Source organism: Rhizobium sp. BT04, from assembly GCF_030053135.1.
GTDB classification, from domain to species: Bacteria; Pseudomonadota; Alphaproteobacteria; order Rhizobiales; family Rhizobiaceae; genus Rhizobium; species Rhizobium binxianense.
Genome location: NZ_CP125652.1, coordinates 3,052,023 through 3,069,137, shown reverse-complemented (window position 1 = coordinate 3,069,137; position 17,115 = coordinate 3,052,023). Strand labels below are relative to the sequence as shown.

At 57.7% G+C, this 17,115-nt stretch carries 10 protein-coding genes; 4 read left to right on the top strand and 6 right to left on the bottom strand.

All coding sequences use genetic code 11. The features are described 5' to 3' along the window. Nucleotides 1-984: 984 nt before the first annotated feature. Both QMO82_RS23235 and QMO82_RS23230 read right to left on the bottom strand, forming a co-directional pair. Nucleotides 985-3,342 carry a YecA family protein gene (locus QMO82_RS23235; RefSeq protein WP_183609908.1) on the bottom strand — a complete coding sequence of 786 codons (2,358 nt, stop codon included), beginning with the start codon at nt 3,340-3,342 and terminating at the stop codon, nt 985-987. A 443-nt stretch (nt 3,343-3,785) separates the two neighbouring features. Then, entirely contained in the window at nt 3,786-4,451 is a 666-nt protein-coding gene (locus tag QMO82_RS23230) for a hypothetical protein (protein WP_183609907.1), read from the bottom strand. A 574-nt stretch (nt 4,452-5,025) separates the two neighbouring features. Between QMO82_RS23230 and QMO82_RS23225 the strand changes: the two genes are divergently transcribed. Both QMO82_RS23225 and QMO82_RS23220 read left to right on the top strand, forming a co-directional pair. Beyond that, complete coding sequence (locus QMO82_RS23225; RefSeq protein ID WP_183609906.1) at nt 5,026-6,840, top strand: AAA family ATPase; 1,815 nt, start codon at nt 5,026-5,028, stop codon at nt 6,838-6,840. Beyond that, nucleotides 6,833-8,326, top strand: a complete 1,494-nt coding sequence (locus QMO82_RS23220; protein ID WP_277545656.1) for an ATP-dependent helicase — start codon at nt 6,833-6,835, stop codon at nt 8,324-8,326. Before QMO82_RS23225 ends, QMO82_RS23220 begins: the two co-directional genes overlap by 8 nt. Before the next feature lie 477 nt (nt 8,327-8,803). On the opposite strand, the gene QMO82_RS23215 is transcribed toward QMO82_RS23220, so the two are convergent. Both QMO82_RS23215 and QMO82_RS23210 read right to left on the bottom strand, forming a co-directional pair. Next, nucleotides 8,804-10,129 (bottom strand): hypothetical protein, encoded by a 1,326-nt coding sequence (locus QMO82_RS23215; RefSeq protein ID WP_183609905.1) that lies wholly within the window; start codon nt 10,127-10,129, stop codon nt 8,804-8,806. Then, entirely contained in the window at nt 10,116-11,345 is a 1,230-nt protein-coding gene (locus QMO82_RS23210; RefSeq protein ID WP_183609904.1) for a hypothetical protein, read from the bottom strand. Before QMO82_RS23210 ends, QMO82_RS23215 begins: the two co-directional genes overlap by 14 nt. Before the next feature lie 421 nt (nt 11,346-11,766). On the opposite strand from QMO82_RS23210, the gene QMO82_RS23205 reads away from it, so the two are divergent. Together QMO82_RS23205 and QMO82_RS23200 are read left to right on the top strand one after the other, a co-directional pair. After that, nucleotides 11,767-12,249: a very short patch repair endonuclease gene (locus tag QMO82_RS23205; RefSeq protein ID WP_183609903.1), complete on the top strand. Its 483-nt coding sequence runs from the start codon at nt 11,767-11,769 to the stop codon at nt 12,247-12,249. A 57-nt stretch (nt 12,250-12,306) separates the two neighbouring features. Further along, a complete protein-coding gene (locus tag QMO82_RS23200; protein WP_183609902.1) occupies nt 12,307-13,794 on the top strand; it encodes a DNA cytosine methyltransferase in 1,488 nt (495 codons plus the stop codon). Here QMO82_RS23200 and QMO82_RS23195 read toward each other — a convergent pair. Both QMO82_RS23195 and QMO82_RS23190 read right to left on the bottom strand, forming a co-directional pair. Then, on the bottom strand, nt 13,791-14,777 hold the full coding sequence (locus QMO82_RS23195; protein WP_183609901.1) for a PD-(D/E)XK motif protein: 987 nt from the start codon (nt 14,775-14,777) through the stop codon (nt 13,791-13,793). The genes QMO82_RS23200 and QMO82_RS23195 overlap by 4 nt on opposite strands. After that, a complete protein-coding gene (locus tag QMO82_RS23190) occupies nt 14,770-17,019 on the bottom strand; it encodes a Z1 domain-containing protein (protein ID WP_246718402.1) in 2,250 nt (749 codons plus the stop codon). Before QMO82_RS23190 ends, QMO82_RS23195 begins: the two co-directional genes overlap by 8 nt. Nucleotides 17,020-17,115 lie beyond the last annotated feature (96 nt).

The following is a 17,115-nucleotide window of genomic DNA, read 5'->3' as shown; positions in this document are numbered from 1 at the left end:
CATAGGAAATCAGGCCGCAGACAGGTCGAATGGGGCTGACCCACAACGACCTGCACGGAAAAGCGCAAGCGCAAAACAGAGAGCGAGGCCATCGTGAACAACCTCGTTGCGCATCCATTTAGTGAAGCCCGAAATTCAGCCTAGTCGTTTGCGAACCGCGTTGACCATGTCGGCCAAGAAGTAAGCTCACAGTACTTCTTCGCTCCTACCGAGACAAAAGCCACAGCAGGATTCAGCTTTTCAACAATAGTTCAGCAATGCAATCACTCACACGATTGCACTCTCCACAACAATTCGGGTATTCCCCCTCTAATCCTCGTAGAATACATGACGTACCAGCGCGCTTCCACGGGAACAGCAATTTTATATTATACTTTCCAATCACGCTCAAGTGAAAATTGCATATGCCAGATACACACGCAGGCGAACGGTTCAGCAAAGATTCAAGTGGCTGCGTTGGCCGAACCGTTTAGGAGCAGACGACAGGACCGGACGTGGGTCAGCCTTATTACCGACGCAGCTCAGAGGTCCCAGGCGCTATTCTTGGGCCTGAAACCACGGAGACTTATAAATTCTCCGCCTCGAGCCCAGCCTTGACGGCAACAATTCTGCTTCGCGCCGCCAGGAGCCACCTTTGCTCAGTCATTTTTGAAATTTCACGTTCGGGGCCGGAAGCGGTAAGAAGGCTTTTGGCGAATGGGCCGTCTATAGCGGTCGTTCCGAAGCTGGACGGATTTTCGGTCGAACATCACGAACGTGAATCCTCTTCCCATGCTCGAATGGGAGATTCCGACTTGGAAACAGCCAACTGCGGGGCCACACGTGAACAGGCGAAGGCGAGCGATGCCCCACCCGGGCATGACTATGTCTGGTCTGTTGCCGCGCTCTATTGCTTCTGTGCGGCGCACCCCGCAGTCAGATCCGTCGGCATCGAGCGGTCACGACTTCAACGTGTCTTCCGCCTAACGGGGTAGCGTCACCTCGTTATCGGCCGTGGCACTTCTTGTATTTCAGCCCGCTCTTGCAGGGGCACGGGTCGTTTCGGCCCACTTTAGGGAGCCCGACTGCAGGCTGAATCTTTTGCGGCGCTGCTTTCTGACCACGCACGAAGTTCTTAGCACGCTGTTTTATGCGTTCCGCTTCATCAAAAATATGCGCGTTGGCCTCCGTGCGGTTTGTGTGTCGAGTGACCGGGAAGGTGGAGGCCGCCTTGTAAGTGCCACCGGCTGTCGTTTCGATCATCAAGCCGGTCACCGTCCCGGTAGGTGTCATCAGGGCCGCCGAACTCGCCTTGTCATTCACCTTCTTCCAGTCGATGATGCCACCGGATCTGTGGAGCCATATGAAGAACGGTGTTTCCGCTTCCTGACCGTAAATGAAGTAGCGGCCGTCGTGTTGGTTCAATGATCTGCGAAGCTCAACAAGCATCGCCGCAAACTCTTTGCGACCTTCGCTACCCAGATTCCTGAGGTAACTGTCCGCTCGAAGCCAACCGGCCTTGCGCGTCGCGTCGAGAGCCCCCAAGAGCTTGAGCATTTCGTCGGGATATTCTTGTGTCGGACGTGGATCAGTCTCCCAGTTTTCACCTTCGAAGCTTCGGTCAACGTCAAAGCTCATGCCATCCCACACAACGAAGTCGGCGTCTTTCTTGAGCTGCTCGGTTAGTTCGATATCGACGCGGTTTTTCTTCAAATAGGCGCCCAGATGGTCCAGCTCGTCGAACAGGTGGGCGCGCCGCAGGCCAGCCACGGCCTGTCGCACTTCCATATAGTGCGTGAATTCGCCCGGTGTCGGCAGGAAACGCCTGAGGACGAACAAGTCATCGATCGAAAGGGAAATGAAAGCGTGTTTCCCAAGCAAAGGCACGATATCGGGCAGTTCCTTACAGAATGCCGAAAGCGGAGAGAACGATTCAACCGTGAGCCCGATGGGTAGCATTACACGGTAGTCAGCGCGGCGCACGCGCGCGCACTCCACGTGCTTGCCGTCAATCAAATGGAAGAGTGGCACTTCATCGGCGGTGTTCAGGTAATTGAAGAAGCGCTCGCATTGCTTGTAAGCCTTGATGACCAAGTCCTGCACCGACTGAGCATGACGCCCGAAGTCCGAGGCCGGTGACGCGATCGTTGCTGCGGCGCCTGCTTTGGCCTCGACCAGATAGAGAACGTCATCAATGAGGATGAGCGTGTCGTTCTCCGACCATTGCTTGCTGACAGGGTCCTTGTAGTAAACCTCCTGCAAAACCTTGGCGCCGGGCAACTGGGTGCTGAGAATGTCGGCGAAGGCGGCTTCGCTCATTGCCTTTTGGCGCTCATTGAACTGCACCTTGTAGACAGGTTTACGCTGCAAGAGGTTGAATAAGAGCGCGCGATACCCGGCGTCGCGAGTAAAGCATGGATCGACGGCGAAATAGTCCGATCCCAGTTTGATCAGCGGTTTTTTGCGCACGGGGAGCGTACGATAGGGCGTGCCGGAGTGGTCGCCAGCCGCGAAAAACTCTTTGTCCTCGCCGCGTTCATAGGCCAAGTCGGCTAGAAGTTCCTGTGGCAGGTCGGTATGACGGCTGACATTGGCTACGCCACCACGGAACAAGTCCTCCATGGCTTGACCGGCCGCTTTCGACTGGTCCTTGTTTTCCGCGACCCACTCTTCCATGACCTCTTCGAGCGGTTTTGCTTTTGCTGCAGCAAAAGCATGTGCCGCCTGAAACTGGTTCATAATTTCTTCGATGGCAAAAGCTTGTCCGGTGCGTGCGGCGTCGGCCATGGCCTGAAAGCCCGCAGCAATCTCCATCGCCCCTACGCCGTAAATCTCTTTCAGGGCCTCGTCATGCGGTTCAAGGACGTAACGGTAGAACTCACCTTCAAGGACCTGGTAGCGGTTGCCACGAAGCAGAACCCAGCTAGACTTGGCGTGAAATTCTATGTCAGCAGTATTTGGCCCAAACGCGCCGTCCTTCTGGTCGGCGGAGCTCGCCATGGCGTAAAACATCGCCTGTTCCCTAAGCTTGCTGCTTAGCTCAAGCAGCTCCGCACATTTCTCTTCACTGAATTCCACCTTGTCCGGTGCTGGGTCTGTGGCCAGCACGGCGTGGATATACTCGAAAAGGAACTGGTTTTGGTTGATGAGGTCATCCGGCCCCTGGGCCTCACGCTCCTCCTTCGTGGCGTTCTTCTCCGACATCGCCTTCATCATGCGCTGCGCATAGATGTAGCCAAGAAGGTCGTGCGGCGGCATGCAGACAATAAGCTCACGCATGCGCGCGGCGGTAGCTTCCATATCCTTCATCAAAGATGCTGCGACTTCCTTACGCTTCTCTTCGTCGGCTCGGTTTTGTATCATGATGTCCCCTAAAACGTTTATTATAATCAAACGGGGTAGACTTCGTATCTCTTCGAGCCAATCACGTCGAAATAGACGATTTCTACAAGTGCTGTCTAAAAGTGTTTGCCTTCGCAGTCTTGCTCTTGCTCATGATTCAGCCCATCACCTTACTCGACGACCTATTTTAGGTCCCCTTGGAAGGCGTGACCACGGGCCATACCCCGGCCTTTGACCTTCGTTCTCAACCTCCGCTTTCGGAAAGCCGCGAGTGACCGGAATGAGGGGGCGTTTGCCGTCTGGCCGGATCCGCCCCCATCTCTGTCGTTCCTAGGCACTGACCGCTTGCCGAAAGCCGCCGCTCCTGGCGCATCCAACTGTGGCTGTAGTCGGGGCCGGAAGCGGTCATCCGATCGTACGCGTTGCGCTCATCGAATTGAGTGACCGCCATCATCAGAAAGAGCTTAGGATTTACCCGGAGATTTAGCGCGCCTAGGGATCGGCGTGGGGCTGCGCTTCGCGGGCGAGCGGGGTTTTGCCGGCGCGGACTTGGGCTTCGCCGCCGGCGCGGCAGGAGCGTCGTCTTCATCTTCATCGTCGGCAACCAAGTTACCATGGTCATCGATGTCGTCGAGGTCGAAAGCGCTCACCTCGTTCGCCCGGATCGCCAGCGCCTGCCACTTGTTCTCGTGTACCTGCTTGGCCAAGTAGGCACGCTTGATGACGTGGTAGGGGTTGTAGATTACGGCGAACGAGAGCTCGCCCAGCGGCCCGGGCATCACGCCGATGAAACCTAGGTTGGCCAAGCGGTGAATACGGTCCTTCCAGGTCCGCAGTGCACGCTGCCCTTCAAAACCTGCATGGAATGCCATCTCCTCGGGGCGATTGAGCGCGATGAAGCTCTCCTCGATCCGGATCCTCGACCAAAGCTCCAAATAGGTCCGGCTGACCGGGACGCCCTTGCCCGCAAGGTCGTCCATAATGCTCATCATCAAGGGCATCAAACGCGGCAGCGCCACCCAGCCCTCATTGTCCATGCTCCATAGCATGTCGCTCGACAAGTCGGGCCACAGCTTCTTGCGTGCGTCGAGCTGCCGTCTAAGGATGGATCGTGCTTTGCCGCGGGCCATGGATCACCTAGTTGCTAAAGTAGAGGCGGGCTCGGGTTTGGACGCCGAGCCCTTCGCTATCGATCTGCCCCAGGAACCGTGACGACCGAGGGCTTTTCGGGATTCGGCTGGGTCTGGACGCCAGCTATTCCCGTGACCTTCACGATGCCTGCATTATGCGTTCGGCCGCCAGAAAAGTCGAATGCGTAGTTTCGGCAACAGCGCTTGAATCAACATGAAATCTGGCAAACTCCGATACCGAGTTCGCGTATACAAGCCATCATTGAATATTCAGTAGGTTCATAGTCGCGACAGCTACAGCGCAAGCATCTGAAGATACAAGGAGATTTTACCGATGGGCAGGTATCACGGTTTCGGATTATCGGCGTGTCGAGGTTTACCGGTATCGTAGTATTTGGGGATCCCAAGGGGGCCTGTGTCCCTAGGACCATCCATTGAAATGGCGGCCGGCGGAGCGCCCGCAATCACTTGCCTAGGCCATTGGCGTCTACTGTAACGTCCAGCAAGATCTGGGTAACACACCGCGATCGGCATGGTAATTAGAAGCATGGTCAGGTGAAAAGCGATTCGGTTGATGGATGTGAAAGTGCAGACGGCTGCGAATACTTCGGATGGCGCTGGCGGCGCGACGATCCTTCGGTTGAAGATCGATCGATTTCGAGCTTTTCAGACGTTTGACTGGTTTCCGAAAAAGGGTTTGAACGTTGTCCTCGGAGGCGGCGACGCTGGCAAGACCACCATTCTCGAAGCGATCGCACTCTTGCTCAATCCGAGCAATTCCGCATTGGTCTCCGACCACGACTATTGGCAGCGGCAGCGCAGGGATGGCTTCTTCATCGGCGCGGTCATCAGTCTGCCGCCTGACAGCAGCATCGCCACGCAATCACGCCCGGCATTTCCATGGGAATGGGACGGCAGGAAGGCCTGCGCGCCGCAGGAGTCTGAGGAAGGCGAGCCCATGCGCCCGGTCGGCCCGCCTGTCTACAAGGTTTCGGTCAGCGGATCTGACGAGCTGGACCTGACCTATGCGATCCACAATCCGAACGACACCACCGACATCTTCTCTCCGACCCTGCGCCGGGAGATCGGGCTGGTCCGGCTGGGAGGCGACGATAGGAATGACCGCGACCTCCGCCTGGTCCAGGGCTCTGCCCTGGACCGGCTTCTCAGTGACAAGGCCCTTCGTTCGCGTTTGACCTCGACGTTCTCCGACGTCGACGTCAAAGCCGAGTTGCAGAGTGAAGGCCAGGAGGCGATCAAGCAGTTGAACGCGACCTTCGGCGAGCGCGCCCTGCCGCATGACCTCGGCCTCGGGCTCAGCGCCGGACAGGGGCAGTCCATCAGCGCGTTGATCGGCCTCACCGCGGCCATTGAGGATAGCCGCCTACCACTATCGAGCTGGGGATCGGGGACTCGGCGGCTGGCGTCCTTGGCCGTGGCCCAGGCCTGCCGGTCGGGCTGCCCGATCACGCTCGTGGATGAGGCCGAACGTGGGCTCGAACCCTACCGTCAGCGCAAACTGGTCACGGAACTCGCCGAGGGACCCTCCCAGGTCGTGATGACGACGCATGGCGCGCCTGCCTTGGCCGCCGCCAAGCCGGCGACGATCTGGTATCTCAGCCAAGGCCACGTCATCGCCGAACTCTCCAGCCCGCGGGTGCTCCAACTCCAGCAGCGGGATCCGGAAGCCTTCCTGTCGCGCCTAACTCTGGTGGGAGAAGGCCCGACCGAAGTAGGTTTCATCCAGGAAGTGCTCGGGCGGGAAATTCCAACCGACCTGCTCGACCTTGGCATTCGGCTTTGCGATGGCCAGGGCAACACCTTCACGCTCGATTTGCTGGAGGAGTTCAATAAGGCCAAACTAGCCTTGGCCGCCTTTGTCGATTGTGAGGGCGACAATACCAAGCGCTGGGCCGATCTAAAGACCGCGATGGGCGACCTTCTATTCCAATGGCCGACAGGCTGCACGGAAGCCAATGTCATTGCTCATATCGGCGACGACAAGTTGGAAGCTCTGCTCGTTGATCCAGAGGAGACTCACACCCAACCTCGCCTAGCCAGCTTAGTGGAACGACTGAAGATCCTCGAACCCACTGCTCAGTTCACCAAGCACGACTTCGCCACAATCAAGGCCGTGGCTGGCGACCGCTTGCGGACGCTTATCATCGCCGCGGCGAGCGGCGACCCAGGCGGCGCCCCAGAGAATGAGGCGAAGACCTGGAAGAAGCACGGCAAGCGCTGGTTCAAGAGCCTCGAAGGGGGTCGCGAGTTGGCCGACAAGGCCTACGCTCTAGGCGCGATGCCCGAGGTGAAGCCCCAACTACAACCCTTGATCAGCGCGCTCACCGCCCTGGCGGCAACGACATCGAAGGCGACCGACGGTGGCTGACGTGGCGGTGGCCGCAGCCCTTCGTTCAGGGGCAAGGCTGGTGGTGATTGAAGCGCCCGGCGGCTGCGGGAAGACCTTTCAGGGGGCGGCTTTCGCCGCCGACATCTGCCCGACGCTCGGTCCAGGGCGGCTCTTGATCCTGACCCACACGCACGCCGCCTGCGACGTCTTCGACGATCGAACCCGCGGCCTAACCGGATTGGAAATCCGAACTATCGACAGCCTGATTGGCCAGATCGCCGAAGCCTACCCCGAGCCGGGGAGCATACTGGGCGCTCCGCCAGACTATGACCGCAATAGCCGGTGGGCGGCGGGCCTTCTGAAACGGCGTCCCTTCATCGCCGACATGCTGGCCCGCCGCTATCCAATGGTGATCTGCGACGAACACCAGGATGCCAGCCCTGAACAGCATGCGTTGATCGAGGCACTGCACGGCGCAGGGGCGAGGGTTCGCGCATTCTTCGATCCCATGCAGCGCATCTATGGTGCAGGGGCAAACGCAGTGCAGAGCCAAGCTGACGATGATCGGCTAGCCGCCTTTCAGTCCGCAGCCGACATATCGGAATCGCTCGATGTGCCGCATCGGTGGCGCGGCGGCGGGGAAGACCTAGGAGACTGGATTCTCGAGAATCGAAGCCGTCTGGCTGGCGGCGGCAAGCTCCGTCTGACCGGGGCGCTCCCGCGCGGCCTGAACGTCGTCTTCGCCGAGAATTCCGCGCAACGGAACCTTGGCTTTGGACTCGACACTCGCGACCGTCGCCTTCTTGATCCCGATCTCGACGGCATCCAATCCTTGCTGATACTATCTCACTATAACGAGACGGTGCGGGCTATCCGTGCCTATCTCGGTCGCTCAATGCCGATCTGGGAGGGCCATACGCGTTCGGCCTTGCCGCCGCTGGCGGAACGATTGGCGGGATGCGCCGATGATGCCGCAGCGGCGGCCGACGCTGCGGTCGCTTTCGTGCAGGAGGTCTGCACCGGCTTTTCCGACAGTCAGTTCGCGACACGCTTTCGCGCCGAGGTGGCTGGCGGTTGCGCCACGCCCGCACGAGGCAAGCCAGCGCAGATTCAGGCCTTGGCGCGCCTGATCGTCGACCAGCCCAATCATACAGGCGTCGGCGCCTTCCTCCGCGGCCTATATGGCGCGATCAAAGATCAAGCCGGGTTCGCCGGAATTCACATCGATTGTCCTCGGGAGTTCTGGGAGGCGGTTCGCCTCGGCGCTGCGCCGGATCCCCAAACCGGCCTTGTGGAACAGGCGCATCGCAACGCGCATACGCGCCGACTGCCGCCAGCACGCGCGATCAGCACAATCCACAAGGCAAAGGGCTTGGAAGCGCCAAACGTCTTGATCATGCCGTGCGACGGCACAACGTTCCGCGAAAGGGACCGTCGCCTGCTTTACGTCGCGGTCAGCCGCGCGAGCCGCAGCCTCACGCTGGTGGTGTCGCGCTCGAATCCGAGTCCGATCATAGAGATTTAAAAGGGTGGAGGGTTTTTGCCCCATCGGATGGAAGAGCACCTTCGAACGTCGCCGTGAGTCTTTGCGGACGTTCCACCTGCCCGACTAAGGCGAATTGGACTGCGGTTTCAGTCGGAGAGAGAGGCTTGGCGCCTAGGTGCACACCTACATTGATACGATCACGACGCCTGCGATTAATGTTTATCCGAAGGCAAGACCCTTTCGGGCAATCGCCGTCAAAGCCGCCGAGCAGGGTTAGCCACTGCGCTTTCCCGATGCCTTGTCCTCGCGCTATCACCTCAATGATCTCTCATCGCTCCCGCGCGGCGTCCAGCCTAATCGAATGCGACACATCGCAGGTCATCGATTGAGCCTCCTGCTGCTGCTCGTGAACGTTTAAAGCTCCCAAACGCGCTGTGAACAATCGGTTCTGACGCGAGGGTATCGGGTAGCGTTTAGGCTGTAGCGGGGGAATGCAACATTTCCCCTTTGCCTTCTTCAATAGAGTCTCAGCGCCGGTCTCGCGTACAACAAAGGATTCGGAGCCGGTACCGACGGAAGACCGAATGCCAATCGTTGCATTGTTGGCAAACACAGATCGACCAGGGTCATCAGGACCGTGGCGACGTTCAACTCTCGATTCGAGAGATGGAACTCCGTTTCTTTATTGTGAACGATTGAGCATCGAATTTGGTACAGCAACTTTGGAAGGAGGTCGCAAGCTTCGTTGAGATTGCCAAGGTTGAGTCGCTGGCCGTTTGGCTTCACAGTCAGCTTTTCCATGAAATCGTGAAAGTCGTCGGCAACAAAGGCTGGGTCATGGAACAACGCGTCGAAGCGATCGCGGACATAATCGCGAAACGTTTGGATGCCAATCTGCTTCTGCCAGGATTCGGAGATTAGTTGGCTCAGATGGGCCATCTCCTTCTTCTCAACAGCAATCTCCATCTGCTTAAAATTTCGAATGCCAAACAGCGTGGATCCATTGTTGCGCCCAACAACCTTAGCGATTTGTGCGCGGATCATGTAATTTTCGAGTACATGGTAGCAACTGAGTAGCGTGTCGAGAACCGTCGTCCGGCTGTTGATCTCTCCCAATATCTCAAACGGCTCGCTAAACTGGTTGTATTCCTCGGCGGTTCGGAGTGTCTCCGCGATCCCTTGAAGAGCTAGTGTAGAGGGCGCAAACACTGGGTTCGTCAGAAGGTGCCCCGCGAGAAGGACGTGGTACTTGCAGAAATACAGGCGGCGCTGCTCGTCTTGCACAGACGATACAATCCACCTCTTGCCTGTAAGATCAACCGTTTCGAGTCCCGCTCGGATGGCGACACACGCTGCCATTGTGTGTGGAAAATTCGCCGAGTTAGGTGCGATTTCAAGGCCACTACTGAAATCCAAGAGAGCGACCGACTCGTTGAAGTTTGTTGGGTGCTCGTAGACAAACAGCTTCAATCTATCGCCACTCTTGCTGAACGCCTCAAGAGCTGCCTCGCGAATAAACAAAGTACCCAGTTCGGCGGGCACTTCCTCAGCCAGCTCGTCGGGATCAAGCTGGTTAGCGAGATTAAGGAACGCGACGACGTTCGTGGCCTTTGGGAAAACGTCCTTCAGTGGCGTCGCTATAGGTAGACGCGCGAAGAGCGAAACAATCTCGGATATGAAAGTGCGGGCCGTGTCCCCGAAAATCTCGGCGGCCATAGCGGAGAGTTCATCAGCCCTAAGTATGATGTCTGTGATATTATCGAGTTCGTCCTGAGGAAGAATCGTTTCGTCCGCCGTCAGGGCCTGCGTGATGATTTCAAGAATCTTCTCACGAAGCGTCATGGAGCTCATCCTTGACGTTCACGTTGCGCCAGTTGATCGGATCAGAAATCTTGCCTCTCAGGAATGCCGAAGTGGCATTGAAGACAGCTCGCTTGTTCACGTTGCCGATGTTCACCTTCGAGAGGTCAAGCGTATTCCGCCACTCTTCGAAACCTTCGAGGTTCAAGATCTCGGCGTACTGCTCGATGCGGGCGTTGAAATTTGATAGAGCTTCGATTTTTGTTCCAGGGTGGTTCTTTGCCATCGCGCCGATCGCGCCAAAGATTCCAACCAGCACCACTTCGCGACCAAGCCATCGAATTCCCGACTCGCTGCGGAGCGCGCCATCAAGGAGCCTCAGTGTCTTAGCGAACGCCGAAAGCAAACGGTCGTCGATATCGAGCAGTGACTCGTCGGAGCCGTTGTCACCGCTAAACGATTGAGACGCTGAGAATTCCGCGTTCGTCGTTACCGTTTCGCCTTCGGTGAGCGAAACGAAAGCGGAAATGAGATGCGCGAAGTGAAATTCTCCGGGCCTTCTGCCCTTGCTGTAGGTGGTGGAAGCCTTGTCCTTCTCACGAACCATCGTGCTCGGCGCCAGTTCGTTGGCAAGAACCTCGAAATTACTCCAGAAGATCAGCTCGATTTGGTGCTTGATGTTCACCGACTTATGCCCGGCGTTTAGTACAAGCATCTTCTGTATCTGCTGCGCTTCCGACAAGCCGAACCAAATCTCAAGCCAGATGGTGTTGCTCTCGAAGAGTTCCACTGCCTCGATGCCTTCACGCTTCGCCTCCAACACCTTCTGAAATATTTGGGGGCTGAGATCGATTTCGCGCAATTTTAGCGCGAATTGGCGCGTCAATCGCGCGACGGAAACGCTAGGCTGGTCATCGAACTCTTCGTTGATATATGCCAGCGTGTCCCAGATTTCCTTGAGGCGATGACTCCGTTGAAGTCCGTCAAGAACCTTGAAGTCCGAGCCGAGATTGAAGACGGAGCCTACGTCGTGCGCAGGGGGGGTCGGCCCGGCGACGAGCACGATCGGGGGGATGTGTCTTTTCTTCGAAAGCGTGTCCCAAAGGTTGTCGAGGAAGCGGTTCGTTACTATGCCTCTTTGAATATAAAATTCGCGAAAATTAGCTGGCAAATTTTCGACGTATTGAGCGAGCGATGTCTTACAGAGGAAACATACGGCCTCACCCTCGGAAATCCTGTCGAGTAATTGCAGTTCCACGGGGCTAGATCCTTGCCATCAACGCCACTTTGGCGACTAAAACTGAGTTACCCTGAAAAGGTTGATTGTTAGTTTCAGTATCACCTCTTGGTTGATCCAGCCATTTTCATCCACCAACTTGAGCTTCGGCGAATGGGCCGGCGCAGTCGGGGATGCCACGATACGAACGCGCTGCTCGACCGCACCTATGATTCCACATCCTAAAGATCGGAAACGATAGCTTGTGCTTTAGGAACACCACAGCGCACGAGCCCAAAACCACGAAGGAGAAACATAGGAACTAGACCAAGCGCGTAGGCCTCCAAAAAATGCCTGATAGGCGGATGAGTTCTCAGTGGCATAGTGACCGGAAAAAATCCGGGAAAGTTCAGCACCAAAGATCAAGCTTGTCTCTCAAGTATTTTCAGTTAACGGTCCTCCTATGTCCCCACACGCCCCATCGCAAAAATCGCAAAAACCTAAACCGCCGGATTTTGCGGATGTGCCGGAATCCCGACGCCGGAACATGTCCGCCATCCGATCGCGGGACACCAAACCCGAACACATCGTGCGCCAATTACTATACCAGCTCGGCTATAGGTTCCGGCTTCATCGCAAAGACCTGCCCGGGCACCCGGATATCGTCTTTCCCGGCCGTCGAAAGATAATTTTTGTGCATGGGTGCTTTTGGCATCGCCATGGCTGCCGAAATTCAGTACTGCCCCGCACACGCAGGGAATGGTGGGAAGCCAAGCTGGATCGTAACGTGGAAAGAGATCTAGCAGCCCTTTCAAGACTCAAAGAATTGGGATGGTCGCCATTGGTTGTATGGGAATGCGAAGTTGGGGACAGGGAAGTTTTGGCTGAGGTGTTGCACAAGCATTTGGGGCCGCCGGGCTCCCATACGGCCCAGATGTGCTACTGAATTATGAATGGCTCGCCGAGTCGCGCGGCGCAGGAAGCAAGAGGATAACACGACAAGATGAACAAGGCCGCAGCCGGCATCGTGGCTTCTCCCCTTCTCTATAAGCTGGACAGACTTCGTCGGGGCGAGCCAGCACGCGCTCTTGATCTGTTTGCAGGCGCCGGCGGCATCAGTCTTGGCTTCCATCGAGCAGGCTTCGAGATGCGGGGCGCAGTTGAGATCGATCCCCTGGCGGCTCTCACCCATGCGAAGAACTTTCACGGGCATTTAGAAGCGGACAAGTTTAGGGCACATGCCCAACCTCGGGATATGAGGATGGACCCAGCAGCTCTGGCGGAGGAACTTGAGCTGGGCGACGTTGAACGTGCGATTGACGTCCTCGTTGGGGGCCCACCTTGCCAAGCCTATGCCAGAGTCGGCCGCGCCAAGCTGCGTGAAGTGGCAGATCACCCCGAGGCGTTCCGCGTTGACCCGCGAGGCAACCTTTACCTGCGCTATTTGGCTTACGTCCGCGCGTTCTGCCCTCTCGCCGTCCTGATCGAGAATGTGCCCGACATCCTTCACTACGGCCACCACAACGTAGCAGAGGAGATTGTTGAGGCGCTGGACGACCTCGGCTACACGGCGCGATACTCGCTAATCAATTCGGCGTTTCATGGCGTGCCGCAGATGCGAGACCGCGTCTATCTGATCGCCTACAGGCGAGAGCTGGGACTAGATATACGCTTCCCTAAGGCTACCAATCATCTCAAGCTGCCACCAGGCTATGCCGGCACCCGTGCGGTTGCGCTGCGCTACGTGGATCGCCAGGGTGTGTCAGGTTATGTCTCTCCGGACCTCGGCCATGATGGATTGGCTGCCCCGGTATCCGCCGAGGACGCGATCGGAGACTTGGCACCCATCAGTGGTCGTTCCGTGAAGCGTGGCACCCGACGTTTCGATAAACTCTCTGTGTACCGCGAAGACCGGCAGCCGTCAGCGTACGCGATCAACATGCGGAATTGGGCTGGGTTCGAGTCGGACGAAGGCGTCTGGGACCATGTGATCCGATACCTGCCGCGGGACCACCTTACCTTCGCCGAAATGCGTCCGGGCGCAGAGTATCCTGAGGCTCATGCAACGGCGGCAAAGATCGTTGACCGGGTTGCGTCTGAACGTGGCGTAAGGCAGGGAACGCAAGCATTCAACGAGCTATGGAATAGCATCGTTCCACCGTACGACGTAACCAAGTTTCCGAATCGCTGGTGGAAGCTCAGGCCAGAGTTCCCAGTCCGCACCTTAATGGCTCATATTGGCAAAGATACCTACTCACATATCCACTACGATGCTGCGCAGGCGCGGACGATCTCAGTTCGTGAAGCGGCTCGTCTCCAGTCCTTCCCAGATGGGTTCGCCTTCAGCGGAACCATGAACCCGGCTTTCCGCCAGATTGGCAATGCTGTTCCGCCCATGATGTCATTTGCGCTGGCTGAGGTGATCCACGAAGACCTCAGGACGGCGGCCAACGCACGAACAGAAACGCAGCTACTGCAACGGCGGGGTTAACCGAACGCCTGCGACGCCCTAACCATCTCGATTACCTCGTCTACCCCCAATGTCGGAAGATTGGCAAGGCTGACAGTATAGCGAACCGACAGAACCCCAGAGGGTGGTCGGAAGTCTTCATTGAGACGCGGAAACTCATCATCAACGTCATAAAGCGCGGCATCACGGAGATGAAAGTGGAGGAGCTCCCCAGACCTCCTCATTTCGTCCGACCAGTTGAGACGCGAGAGTTTGAGCAGGAAGTCGTCGACCGCGGCGGGGTCATCCCTAATTAACTCGATGACCTCATCGATCAGGGACGCAAGGGTGAGCGTCCCGCCGACAGACGCCTCAAGTTGCACTGACGCCAGCAAAAGGCGACGACCGTCCGGCATCCACAATTGATCCAGGCGAGAAATGTCGTGCTCATGCCGGCTGGCGCGGGTGGTTTTCACCTCGAGATGAAGGTTCCCCGAAACGAAGTCATGGCGCTCACTCTCCGGCCCGCTCCAGATCAACACGGCGCGCGACCCGAGCGCATCGATCATAATTCTGGCAAGGACAATCAGTTCTCCGGCTAGGCCGACCTGGGTTGTCTGACTCATATACTGGCGCGTTGGACGCCAAGCCGACTGCCACTGCCTGACAATGGAAGCGACGGCAGTCCATGGTTCACGATTCTGAACCAGCACGGCCTCTACGACCTCCCTACATACGGGAGTGAAGACGCGCTCATGAGGGGCTGTCGCTACCAGACCAAGGAACTGACCCTCAGTGGTGACACGATGCCGAACCATCAGACCGTTTAAGTCCGGGAACTCCTGGAACGATGGTCCCTTGGAGACTGGGACAAGCAGATGGAGATCGCCTTCAGCGTCCATGCCCATGAGGATGGCCGTCTCTTCATCACGGTAGTGAAGGCCACGCGTCACCAGCCCATCATCCGAAGTCGGACGTCCGGACCTCAGCTCCGCCCAGGCCTCCGGATTTGGCTCCTCAGCCATCCGCCACCCCCCGATTGACGATACTGGTGCTTGCACCGTCAGACGTTCGAGGCAAGCTTAGGGCTACAGCGATCACAGCGTCTATCTCGCCGATGCCGAGGGGACTCGGGTCAAGCGGATACACGATAAGTAGTCCCTCGGTCGGAGGGCGAGCAGCGCGCATGGACTCCGCGTCGTAATTGCCATTTCGGCGGCGATAGGCATCGGGGCCACCCGGCAAGTCGACTCCCTCGTGCCGTGGGTCAATCAAAATCCCGATGCTCTCGGAACTTGTACGAGATCTTGTAACTACCCCAGTTAACAGCCCACCAATTTTTATTTCAGCACCTTCCCGGGAACCGGCGACAAATACTGACCAATTCACCAGTTCTCCTGTCCCGGCGCGCTCGCTGATCCAGTCCGCCAACTCTTGACCGCGGAACGCAATCACATCGTCATGCGTGCGGTACAGGCGCAGGTAGTCGCAGATGATTTCAGGTGGGGCATCCTGAAGCAGCCAGCCGCCAGCAATTTGCCGCCCGCCTCCGATACTGCTTATAAGACGCTCGGTCAGCACCCAGTTATCGGCCAAGCGATCCGGGTTACCAAGCGGCAACATGACGGTCTGTGGGTGCTCGCCGGACCAGGAGTCCCGGACTTCGGTTGAGAGCCCCGATTTGTTGCGGGCGGTCAGCAAGAGACCGCTATGTGCGCGAAGGCGAATTGCCATTTCATCCGGTCGGCGGCCAGCACGCGCCAGAGAGCGAAGAGAGTCTCTCAATGACTGTTCGACGAGCGCGAGCTCCGTAAACCACTGAGCGATGCCGTCTGTAGTCCAGACGCGAACCAGATCTTCGTAGCCCGTTCGGAACCCGTACCAGCGCGCCATTTGCAACAAAGTGTCCACCATGTTGGTGGTACGGAGAAAGTAGGACACTGTCAGCCCCTCAAGTGTGAGGCCACGAGACAGTCTGTTACCCCCAACCGCAACGAGATGCCGTCCGGGATGGAGGTCGTACTCAAGATTTTCTCCGGCGACGCTGTTGAGTTCGAGGATCTCCAGTCCGCCCATCACCCGACAGGCGCGCGCTATTATGTCTGACTCATCAGCCGGAAGCTCTACGCCTGCGAGATGGCTCCTGATAATTCCGCGAAAGAGACCGTCCAGGCTCTGCCCCTGTTGAAGCGCACCCTGCCAGATGTCGCGCTGATCCTTCAAAGCGCCCGCGATACGAGCCTGATCAGCCGTCCGCGAGCTGACATGCACCAGCATTGTATGCGGTTGACCTGCAAGGCCGGGGCGGAGTTCCCGGACGGCACCGGCCACGCAAAACGTGAGAAAGGCATCCGAAAGCGAGGTCGGGATCAAGTTTTCGGCAGGGCCAACAATGAGACCCGCGCTCCGGCGCCTGCCGGTGGTGCGCAAACGTTGAACGTCGTCTTCCAGCACCGGCCTTAACATGTCGCGCCCCTGCGCCGCGACACCAAAGAGCTCTTCGGTGCCTGTGTATCCATCCGGTCTCGGTAGCTGGAGAGCGAAGTCGCGCGGGAATAGGTCTTCTCCCGCCTCACTATCAAGCGCTTGAGGATTTATGAATATGTTGGCGAACGGGGTCGCCGTGTACGCGACGTAGCTGACCCGAGGCAACAGCCTCAGAATAGTACGGATCAACCTGTTTGTCGGCGAAGGAGCAGAAGCCTTGTCGCTCGCGTCCTCCTCATCACTGATTGCTGGGTCACGGTTGCCCCGCGTATTGATTGATGCTTGATCCGCCTCGTCGTCGATCACAAGCGCCGGAAGGTCCTCGACGAGTGCACCTGCCGCCTGGAGGAACTCGATTAGCTTGGCAAGGACGTGTGTGTTCTTCTTGATGACCGCCAGAAAAGCCCCGCCCCGCTGGAGAATAGCGGCATCGGTAGGCGCAAAATCCGCGTCGCGTCCGGTCAACAACGTCCAACCCGGAGCCTCCCAACTCTCTTCGGACAGCCCCACCAGTTCGCGCTCAAGGCGCGCCTGGGTCTGATTGCGTAGGGAATCGTGGATCCCGGATAGCACGATGATAAGGCGATATCCCGCGTCTACAGCCCGCGCCGCCACAGCGGTGTAATTTGCGGTCTTCCCGCTCTGCACGTATCCCACAACAAGGCCACGCCCACTGAAGAATCCATTCGAAAGTGGATCCCGCAGATGCCGAAGGACACGGAAGGATTCTGCGTCAAGCGACGCGACCTGATCCGGCTTCCAGCGTCCGTTGCTTAGCAATAAATTCTCCAGCCGGCTCCATGTTGGCCAAGAGGCTCCTGAGAGTCGGTCCACCCAGCTCGGCGCTGATGGAGGTGTCGCGAGTAAACGGAGGTT